Origin of the sequence: Streptomyces sp. NRRL S-495, from assembly GCF_000966955.1 — a bacterium.
GTDB classification, from domain to species: domain Bacteria; phylum Actinomycetota; class Actinomycetes; order Streptomycetales; family Streptomycetaceae; genus Kitasatospora; species Kitasatospora purpeofusca.
In genome coordinates this window covers 1-7,561 of the sequence record NZ_JZWY01001007.1, presented here as the reverse complement: position 1 = coordinate 7,561, position 7,561 = coordinate 1, and the positions used below count along the sequence as shown (strand labels likewise).

10 protein-coding genes and 1 pseudogene are annotated in these 7,561 nt (G+C 68.9%); 5 read left to right on the top strand and 6 right to left on the bottom strand.

Going from position 1 to position 7,561, the window contains the following annotated elements:
• A pseudogene (locus tag VR45_RS50900) lies at nucleotides 1–268 on the top strand (hypothetical protein); the annotation flags it as partial.
• 10 nt (nucleotides 269–278) lie between these two features.
• Entirely contained in the window at nucleotides 279–608 is a 330-nt protein-coding gene (locus tag VR45_RS50895; protein ID WP_199926086.1) for a hypothetical protein, read from the top strand.
• 383 nt (nucleotides 609–991) lie between these two features.
• Here VR45_RS50895 and VR45_RS49590 read toward each other — a convergent pair whose 3' ends face one another.
• Nucleotides 992–1,495, bottom strand: coding sequence for a hypothetical protein (locus tag VR45_RS49590; protein ID WP_234326564.1), 504 nt, complete (start codon nucleotides 1,493–1,495; stop codon nucleotides 992–994).
• Nucleotides 1,450–1,815: a hypothetical protein gene (locus VR45_RS49585; protein WP_045944494.1), complete on the bottom strand. Its 366-nt coding sequence runs from the start codon at nucleotides 1,813–1,815 to the stop codon at nucleotides 1,450–1,452. The genes VR45_RS49590 and VR45_RS49585 overlap by 46 nt, the downstream gene beginning before the upstream one ends.
• Nucleotides 1,816–2,142: 327 nt before the next feature.
• Between VR45_RS49585 and VR45_RS37900 the strand changes: the two genes are divergently transcribed.
• Nucleotides 2,143–2,682, top strand: a complete 540-nt coding sequence (locus VR45_RS37900) for a hypothetical protein (protein WP_199926085.1) — start codon at nucleotides 2,143–2,145, stop codon at nucleotides 2,680–2,682.
• Between the two features lie 258 nt (nucleotides 2,683–2,940).
• On the opposite strand, the gene VR45_RS43100 is transcribed toward VR45_RS37900, so the two are convergent.
• From VR45_RS43100 to VR45_RS37880, 4 genes are all read right to left on the bottom strand, one after another.
• The gene (locus VR45_RS43100) at nucleotides 2,941–3,600 is read right to left on the bottom strand and encodes a hypothetical protein (RefSeq protein WP_159394512.1); all 660 of its coding nucleotides are present in this window, start codon (nucleotides 3,598–3,600) and stop codon (nucleotides 2,941–2,943) included.
• A 34-nt stretch (nucleotides 3,601–3,634) separates the two neighbouring features.
• Nucleotides 3,635–4,465 carry a TniQ family protein gene (locus tag VR45_RS37890; RefSeq protein ID WP_045944493.1) on the bottom strand — a complete coding sequence of 277 codons (831 nt, stop codon included), beginning with the start codon at nucleotides 4,463–4,465 and terminating at the stop codon, nucleotides 3,635–3,637.
• Nucleotides 4,462–5,022, bottom strand: coding sequence for a TnsA-like heteromeric transposase endonuclease subunit (locus tag VR45_RS46390; protein WP_234326563.1), 561 nt, complete (start codon nucleotides 5,020–5,022; stop codon nucleotides 4,462–4,464). The genes VR45_RS37890 and VR45_RS46390 overlap by 4 nt, the downstream gene beginning before the upstream one ends.
• A 165-nt stretch (nucleotides 5,023–5,187) precedes the next feature.
• A complete protein-coding gene (locus tag VR45_RS37880) occupies nucleotides 5,188–5,547 on the bottom strand; it encodes a hypothetical protein (RefSeq protein WP_045944495.1) in 360 nt (119 codons plus the stop codon).
• A 319-nt stretch (nucleotides 5,548–5,866) separates the two neighbouring features.
• Between VR45_RS37880 and VR45_RS37875 the strand changes: the two genes are divergently transcribed.
• Both VR45_RS37875 and VR45_RS37870 read left to right on the top strand, forming a co-directional pair.
• Nucleotides 5,867–6,583 carry a hypothetical protein gene (locus VR45_RS37875; protein ID WP_045944492.1) on the top strand — a complete coding sequence of 239 codons (717 nt, stop codon included), beginning with the start codon at nucleotides 5,867–5,869 and terminating at the stop codon, nucleotides 6,581–6,583.
• A 234-nt stretch (nucleotides 6,584–6,817) separates the two neighbouring features.
• The gene (locus tag VR45_RS37870) at nucleotides 6,818–7,498 is read left to right on the top strand and encodes a hypothetical protein (protein ID WP_052709688.1); all 681 of its coding nucleotides are present in this window, start codon (nucleotides 6,818–6,820) and stop codon (nucleotides 7,496–7,498) included.
• Nucleotides 7,499–7,561: the final 63 nt, after the last annotated feature.

Sequence of the window (7,561 nt, the reverse complement as noted above, 5' to 3'; positions counted from 1 at the left end):
GAGCCCGGACTGGGAGGGCCGGTACTACTCCTTCAATGCCGGTTGGGCCGACGGTGAGGAGATGGCGTCGATGCGCAACGGGTCGGGAGACGAGTACTCGATCGTGTTCTCGGAGGCCGGGGCCTATGCGCGGGGCTTTGATCACGAATCGCCGATGAGCCCCTTCGGCAACGATGGCGAGGCCTGGCCGGGAGTGATCGACGAGGTTCCCGAGCTCTTCAGGCCCTTCGTCGAGGAGGCCCTTCGTCGAGGAGCCGGCGTTCACTGACGAGGACGACGTGCCGGTCGTGACGGCCTGCTTGTGGCGGGCGCCGACGGACGAGCGGTGGCACCACGGAACGATCGACTTCCCCGAGGGTGCTGTCGATCCTGACGGGGCGACGAGCCTGTTTGGCCTCCTGGTCGACCGTTCTCCGGAAGCGTTCCAGCGTTTCGCCGAGGACTACTACGAGGTCTCCATCGACCTGGGGGCGGTGAGTCAGGTTCATGCCTTGCGGCCGCTGAGCCAGGAACTCGTATCGCTGCTGAACCCTGAGATCAGCTTGGCGGACCTGGCCCAGGACATCTCCGAGATCGGCTATCCGCAGCTGGGCCAAGGGTCGGCCTGAACGCTGTCGATCTTTCGGATGAGATGCTCGGCATGCTGGAGCAGGACTCCGCGTAGTGCCGTGAAGTGATGGATTCGGCCTGGACGGGCGAGTTCGGCCCAGGTGCTGCTGCGCTGGTCGAGCCACCTTCGCCGCGAACCCGGGATGTCCGGAACTGGTTCCATCATGAATGGCAATCCACCGCAGATTGCAAGAGGCATGACCTGATGGTTCCAACAAGCGTGTCCCGCAGGGTCAGACCTGCCAGGTCAGCAGACCGTCCTGGTTCCAACTGTCGTGTCTCGGCTCAGTGGTTTGCGAATCCGGAGCATGGCACCTTGCGAGGCGGGGTCGTCCGAGTGTGGCAGTCGTCCCGCCGTCGGAGCGCGCGGCCGGGTGCGTCGTCAGTTTTCGGCTTGGTCCGGTTCTTCCGCTTCGGTGGGGATGGTCCAGCGCAGCAGGGTGGTGGTGCCGGCCTGTTCCAGGGTGACCGCGTAGACCTGGTCCCAGGCTCGTTCGCCTCGGTGGCGCATGGAATGGTCCCCGGGGTCCCAGCCCAGGCCCAGCACCTGGCATCCGTCGATCTCGATCTGTCCGGCCAGCAGGGGGTGGATCTGACCGGCCCGGTCGAGCAGGTGGAAGTGGCTGTGCGCGTCGACGGAGACCATCAGACCGGCGCGGGGCCCCCGGCTCCGGATCCGGTCGGCGAACTCGTGGGCTTCGCGCAGCGGGAGGTCGAGCCGCCCGTAGGGACCCTGGCCGCCGTGCTGGGGTGTCCGTTCGCCGCCGAAGCGGGCGTGGGCGTCGTCCGCGTACTTCCCCCAGTAGGTGACGTCGGCGAGTCCGTCGACGGATTCACCGTTCAGTCCGACGAACGAGTCCAGGGCGCGCGCGTCCCCGAGGACCATGCCGCACCGGTCGACCGCAGGCCGAGGTCGACCTCCAGGACGGAGATCACCGGCCCGTCGTAGGAGACCCACGGTTCGGCGCGCACCTTCAGTGGCCGGTCGGTGGCGGCCGGCACCGCGACGGCCTCGCACCACCACTCGCTGCTGGGCCCGTCCGCAGGCTCGTGGAGGTGACCGCCCCCGAACCTTGCCGCGTCCAGCGCCCGCACGGAGAGCGGATCGCCGATTTCGGGCCACTGGTCGATCGAGCCGGCCGTCCCCAGGACCAGCACACCGGACGGCGCGGCGACGACTCCCAGGTCGACGGAGGTCTCACTCATCCGCCGATTCAACCAGGTGCGGATCAGGTGGCTCCCGGGGCCCTCGCGGCCGTGCAGAGGTTCACCAGGCTCTTCGTGCGACCACGGAGTCGCAAACTGTCCCGTCTCAATCGATCTGGTCTGCCGGCAGGGCTGTGACCTGCGACGACCAGATCGATTGAGACGTCAGAATGCCGGGTTTCTCAGTTGATCTGGTCCCGCGGGTGTGGATGCGGGTGGTCGTCTCGGTTGATCTGGTCCGTTGCCGTCTGCTCGCCGGCCTGTCGCTCAACCGGCCACGACATGCGAAGTTTCGGACCTGATCTCGCTCAACTAATCTCGGCCGGTATGACCAGCCCTGCCCCCGCGCCGAAGTCGCGTTTTCTCGTCCTGCACGACTACGGCATGGGCGGTGCATGGTGGTGGGTCCACGCGCGATCGGCCCGGGAGGTCCTGGAGACCTTCGCGGAGGTCGAGGTGGTCGCCCGTCCGGATGTCGTCGAGCGGGCCGACTCGGACCTGCCCGAAGTCGATATCGACGACCCGACCATGCCTCCGGGGCTGGACGGGCTGCGGGCCAAGCGTGACGCGCAGCGCGACCGCCCCGGGTTCGGCGCGCTCGCGGACAGGAGCATCCTTCGGCGTCACTGGGACGGCGAAGGCGACGAACCGACCACCTACCTCTTGGAGGTCGACTCCGACGGCCGCAGGTTGCGCCAGGTAGAGCTCGCCGAAGACGGAACGGCCCTGAAAAGCGGCCCCGACGACTGGCCGTTCAATCCGCCGGCCGTGGACCTCTTCGACCCCGAGTGGGCGGACAAGGAAATCCACCCGGACGAGTTCGGGGCAGCGTGGCTCCGCGCACGCCCCGTGGACAGCGAGCAATGAGGGGTCGCTGCTGCGCGGCGCGGCATAGCCTGTCCCGTCTCATCCAGCGCGTCATCTGAATGTGCCCTGACCTGCGAGGTGTCAGGTCTGATGAGAATCAGATCGAGGGCGACCCGTCCTGAGGTCGGGGATCAAATCTGGAGGATCGGGTGTCTCGTCGATCATGGCGGCTGTGTTGGCTCTGAGCTGGGGTGCGTCAGTTCGACTGAGACGTCACCGGCGGGATTCTCACCGAGCGTGGCAGTTTCGGCACGTGAGTTAGCTCCAGTAGCTGCCGCTGGTCGTTGCTGCCTCCCAGGTCTGGAGCTTGAGTTGCTGCCTGCAGGAGGTGGTGGCTGCCGTCGCCCAGTTCCGGAAGGCTTCGGGGTCTCCTGCCAGGCCGTGGAGTTGCCGGGCGGACTCCTGAGCTCGGATCATCCAAGGCGCGAAAGCATCCTCGGCCAGGACGTGGTCGAAGCGTCGCCGTGCGATGGCGATCTCACCGGTTAGTCCGGCGGCGATCCCGGCGTGGTAGTTGTCCCAGAAGTAGCCGGGGCGAGGCTTCTGTGACGTCAGGAAGTCGGTGGTGGAGAGTAGATCGATGAACCTGGCCCGGTTCTCCAACGCCAGGTCGGCGGCCCGCCGCGCGAGGCTCTGTGCGTCGTGGGCGAACTGGGTGGGGTTCACGAACCGCTCGAATCCGGGCTCACGACCGCCGACGTCGAATGCCAGATGGTTTCTGTCCTGCCACAACCACATCACGCCGACGTTCAGATAGCTGCCGTCGTTCCGGCCCGGCTGGAACTCGACAATGCCCAGCCACCAGCCGTGGTCGTCGATCCATGTGCGTGATCTTCCGCGCTGCTGGAGACCGAGCGGCCGGAGGACCTCGCGGGCGGCCGCCGTGACCAGGCGGGAAGCGGGGGATGCGGCTGTCATGCGGATCATTGTCCGCCGCGTTGCCGTGCGAGCTCTAGCCGGGCCGGCCTGCGGTGAGGTCGGGCGGCAGGGCCTGGGTTTCGATCGCCAGACGGCGTGCGGCTTCGGTGTGCAGGTCGTTGCGCTCGTGCCAGTGGGGTGAGGAGAACAGGCCGGTCAGAGCGACTGTTTCGGGGTAGGTGGCGAGTTCGATGCGGTCCTCGGTGGGGCGGTGGGGATCTCCGTAGGGGTCCTCTGCGATGGCGTGCAGGCGTCGGGTCCAGCGCTGTCGGAGGGTGGGTGGCTCGGACGCTCGGAACCAGTCCGCTGTGATCGTGCGGGCGCACTGGTAGTCCACGGCGATGAAGGGGGCCGTGCTGCGGCGGACGAGCCGGCGGTGCCGCAGGTCGGCGTGGAGTATCTCGGGGAGCGCGTCGAGGTGGTGCTGGTCGCCGCCGTGGAGCCAGCGCTGGTGCCGCAGGCAGACCCCTTCGTGGTGCGGGGTACTGCGGACGACGAGCCCGTGAATGCCGCGACGGGCCATGCAGAGACGGCAGGCGGGGCGCCGGCGAGGCTCGGCCAGTTCTTCGATGGCCAACCGCTGGCGGTGCTGCGCGGGTTCGCGCACGTCGGCCAGGACTGGCATCGCGTGGATCAGCGCCGGGACGCTCTGGCCGGTCAGAGCCGCCAGCCGGCGCAGGGCGGTGGGGGTCCAGTAACCGACCCGGTTGTCGTCGCGCCGGTGGCGGCGGTTGGGGCCGATCAGGAACGAGAGGTGGCCGATGGGCAGGTGGTTGGCGTCGGCGAGTCGGTTGAGGTAGGAGCCGATCGTCTCGCGGTGGACGGGCGGTAGCGCGATGGGGAGGGTCCGCAGGTGGCTGGTCATGCGGTCCTTCGTGCTTCGCGGGCGCGGCGCTGGCGGGCGCGCGGCAGGTTCTGCTGTTCGGCGCTCTCGTCGAGGTCGACGGCTTCCAGGCTGGCGCGGGTGATCTTCTCGGTGCCGTCCAGGATGGCGTCCAGGGCGGCCTCGTCGACCAGGTTCTCCGGTCGCACGTCGACAACGACACCTGTGCCGTCCAGCAACCGGGCGAAGTAGTCCGGGGTATGCCTGCGCTCCCGCTCCCCGTCCGTCCAGGCAAGGCGGAAGGGCTGGGAGGCCAGCGCGACGACAGCGGGATCGAAGTCCAGCGCCATCGCCGCGTCTCTCTCCACCCAGGACTCGTAGCCCACGTGGGTCCGCGAGGTCGCCGCCCAGTACTCGCCGGTGAAGTTCTTCTGCCCCTTGAACGAGGCGAACGGCCGCACTGGCAATGCCAGTTCGAAGGGCTCTGCCCACCAGCACGCCAACGGACCGGAACGCTCGACGCCGTCGGTGTCGACGAACCCGACCTCGACGCCCGAGGCGTACTCCCGGGCGGAGGCCACCACTGCGGACCCGTCCACGAACACCTCCGCCCTGCCGGGATCGTCCCCGTCACTGCGAGGGTGGAGCACCCTGCGGACCACCGTGGCCGAGAGCCGGATACCGTCACGCGAAAGGGTGACAACCCGTCTCAAACAATCTGGTCGACGCAGGCCAGCAAAGGTCCGACCGCTCCCGGGCCGTCGTCAGGGCCGGAGTTGCCGTGCCTGCGGGTCGAAGCAGTTGAGGCCCATCGACGAAGCAACCCCCGCCGCGTAGGCCGATGCCTCCACCGCCATGCTCCAGCGCATGGGGAAGTAGATCAGCGGGCCGCGGGCCTCCCTGATCAGCGGACCCGTCGACCACGGCGAGATGTCGTCCTCGTCCTCGGTGAGATCCGGCCACCGTTCCAAGAGCGCCGCAACGAAGGCCGCTATTCGCTCCACCGGGGGAACCGCAGGCTCCTCCGTGTCGATGTACCGGTCGTACAGATCGGTGAAGCACAGGGCCGCAGCGGCGTCATCCGCCGGCCGCTCGCCCTCCCGCACAGCAAGGTCATAACTCATGGGCGCAGCCTGCCACCCCTCACCGACAGCAGCACCAACGGACCAGATCATCTGAGACGACGAGCGAATCGGACCAGATCATCTGAGACATGGACCAGATCGCCTGAGACGGGACAACCGGCTCCGACACAGGTGTGAGCACCGGCCAGCTGTCCTCTGCCACTGAACCTTGACCGTTTGCCACCGAAGGTTGACCAACGCTCGTTCCTGACACTGAAGGGTGACCGCCCAGGTCAGTGCGCCACCCGGTTAGCTACGTTCCAGACCGGCATTCTGCTGATCCGGCTTACTGCTCGGCGGGGGCGGCAGAATGACGTCCATGTGGATGCAGGTGGGTGTCAATGGCCGCGTGGTGCGCACTCGGTACTGGAGCCAGCTCCCCGCCGGGGTGCACGGAGCCGACTTGATGACGGGCGGTCTGACCTGGGAGCAGGCGCGCTTCCGGGAAGCTCACCACGAAGCCGGGCATGCCGCGGTGGGCATGGCCTTGGGGCTGCCCGTGAACTCTGTCCACCTCTACGCCGACCCGGCTGCGGTTCCCGGGCTCGGGGCAGGTGAAGACATGGCGCACCTGGGACACACCGCCCTCGGCCCATTTGATGCGGATGTCCGCAGCGTCCTGCTGTTCCTTGCCGCAGGTGTCCGCGCCGCCCACCGCTGGCTTGCTGAGCAGGAACTCCTCACTCCACGCACCGCGTTCCTCAACGACCTCCTCGGCAGCGCGGGTGACCAGGCGAGGATGGCAATGCTCACCACCGCACGACCCGTCTACTTCACCTGGGGCGCCGACCGAGTCTCGGACACACCACCGGGCCACGACCACATCGAGATGGCCACGCTCTACGACCAGGTCGACGACCTGGTCCGCGACTGCTGGGCACACACCACCGCCATCGCCCACCACCTGCTCAACCGTGGCATTGCCGACGCCGATGTCCTGCGCGGCCTGCACCGTGTCCAGGCCCCTGCCGGGCCCTGCAGCAATGCGACCGCCGCGAACGGGAGATGGAGGAACGATACTGGGGCAACGCGCTGACCTGGGCGGTCAACCTTCAATGTCAGGAACGAGTGTTGGTCAACCTTCGGTGGCGAACGGTCTAGGTCCAGTGGCCGAGGACACCAGCCGCGCGCTCCGCAGCGGCCCCGGCCGATCCAGCCTCCTCCACCCTGCCCGCTACCTGCGGTAATCCCCTGGTTAGAACGAGTGAACGATTTCTGGGAACCGGAGCCCCGGCTTCCCTTTTTCGCTCGCATGTTCGATTCTGGAGTTGTGGAGGCCTCCCTCGCCGCACTGGCGCCCCAGCTGCAGCTGTCCCGTCCGGGACCGCTGGTACCGGTGCTGCCCGCGCTCGAAAGCCTCCTGCCGGAGGCCGGGCTGCGCCCGGGCGCGGTGGTGTCGGTGAGCGGCGGCGGCACCGCGCTGCTGCTGGCACTGGCCGCGGCCGCGACGACATCCGGCACCTGGTGCGCGGCGCTCGGATTCGAGGGACTGGGCCTGCTGGCCGCCGCCGAACTGGGCATCGACCTGGCACACCTCGTGGTGGTCGAGGCACCGGGGGAGCGGTGGGCGCAGGCGGCCCTGGCGCTGGCGGACGGTGTCGGGCTGCTGCTGCTGCGCCCGGCCGGCCCGGTCGACGCCCGGGTGGCGGAGCGGCTGGTCACGGTGGCGCGGCGCGCCAGCTGCGCGCTGGTGGTGGACGGCCCGTGGCCGGGCGCGCGCGTGCGGCTGCGGGTGGCGTCCCGCTCGTGGGAGGGCCTGGGACAGGGACGCGGGCGGCTGCGGGCCCGGCGGGTCGTCGTGCTCGCGGGCGGGCGCGGGGCCGCGGCACGCGAGCGGAGGCTGGGGCTGTGGCTGCCGGACGCGCACGGCGCCGTGCGGGTCGCCGACCCGGCCGCCCGGGACCACGCGCCCGCCGTGCCGGCGGGCCGGTCGTCGCTGGCGGTGGTCTGACATGGCCCCCTCCACGGACGACGAGCGGACGGCGCCGCGGGTGCTGGCCTGCTGGGTCCCGGA